This window comes from Cupriavidus sp. 05N40 (assembly GCF_056397305.1).
Map to the genome: position 1 here is coordinate 1 of NZ_JBFTND010000437.1, position 1,321 is coordinate 1,321.

Below are 1,321 nucleotides of genomic sequence, written 5' to 3' on the forward strand. Positions count from 1 at the left end.
TTCTTGCATTGCAGCGTATGCCGCCGGCAGCCGCCGCGCGCGGCGCGGCCTGCCCTGCCGGCCGGCCTGCAGTACCCGCCCGCTGCCACCGACACTGCCCTCAACCCGCCCCGCGCGGCCCGGCCCCGCCGCCGCGCCCGCGCCGGCGCCGCCCCGAAAGGTTTCCCCTTGAAACTCCACGCTGACCAGCCCAATGCCCTCAATACGGTGACCGCCTACGGGCCCGGCTATATCGAAATCAACATGGTGCGCTACACGGACTCCGTGCTGGTCATGCCCGAAGGCGAGGTCCGGCCATGGCCGGTACGGCACTTCGAAGACCTCGAGCCGGCCCATTTCGAGGGGCTGCTCGAGCACGCACCCGAAGTGGTGCTGCTCGGCACCGGCAGCCGCCTGCGCTTCCCGCACCCGCGCCTGACCGCCTCGCTGGCGCGCCGGCATGTAGGGGTCGACGCCATGGACCTGCAGGCCGCATGCCGTACCTACAACATCCTGATGGCGGAAGGCCGCAAGGTGGCGGCCGTGCTGCTGCTCGAAGACCCGGCCTGAGGCCGGCCCGGCGCCATGCGCCCGCCCAGGGACGAAACGACAAGTTACGCGGGCGCCACGCTTGAAGTTTGCCGGGCAGCCCCCATCTGCCGCCACCATGGTGGCAGCACTCATGCAGCCGCCCCCTTCCTGCCCCTCCCAGGAGCCATAAGAATGACAGTCAGTCTCGACCAGGCCGTATCCGACTTCAGCGCGCCCGCCACCGGCGGCGCTTTCCGCCTTGCCGGGCAGCGCGGCAAGACCGTGGTGCTGTATTTCTACCCCAAGGACAATACGCCGGGTTGCACCACCGAAGCCATGAACTTCCGCGACCAACACGACGACTTCGTCAAGGCCGGCGCGGCGGTGTACGGCATCTCGCGCGACAGCATGAAGTCGCACGACAACTTCAAGGCCAAGCTGGAGCTCCCCTTCGAGCTGATCTCGGACGGCGACGAAGCCGTCTGCAATCAGTTCGATGTCATCAAGATGAAAAAGATGTATGGCAAGGAAGTGCGCGGCATCGAGCGCAGCACCTTCATCATCGACGGCAAGGGCATCCTGCGCCACGCCATGCGCGGCATCAAGGTGCCCAACCATGTGGACGAGGTCCTGCAGATCGTGCGGGATCTCTGAGCGCAAACGCCCTTCGGGGCGGCGGCTGGATCGCCGCAGCAACACCTTGGCCCCCGGGTCCTGCCAGCGATTGCAAAACAGAAATCGTTCGGATACATTGATCCGTAATGAGTTCAGAATCCGGATGCCACGCTGTTTCATCGTCCCGGCCCAGGCG

General features: G+C 66.4%; 2 protein-coding genes. Both read left to right on the forward strand.

Annotation, left to right across the window (positions count from 1 at the left end):
• Positions 1–168 precede the first annotated feature (168 nt).
• Positions 169–549: an Mth938-like domain-containing protein gene (locus AC1DO7_RS41305; protein ID WP_441613343.1), complete on the forward strand. Its 381-nt coding sequence runs from the start codon at positions 169–171 to the stop codon at positions 547–549.
• A 153-nt stretch (positions 550–702) separates the two neighbouring features.
• Positions 703–1,164 carry a peroxiredoxin gene (locus AC1DO7_RS41310; protein ID WP_441613342.1) on the forward strand — a complete coding sequence of 154 codons (462 nt, stop codon included), beginning with the start codon at positions 703–705 and terminating at the stop codon, positions 1,162–1,164.
• Positions 1,165–1,321 lie beyond the last annotated feature (157 nt).

Coding starts and splice junctions, on each gene's coding strand:
- AC1DO7_RS41310 (WP_441613342.1), top strand. CDS start 703: ATGACAGTCAGTCTCGACCAGGCCGTATCCGACTTCAGCGCGCCCGCC.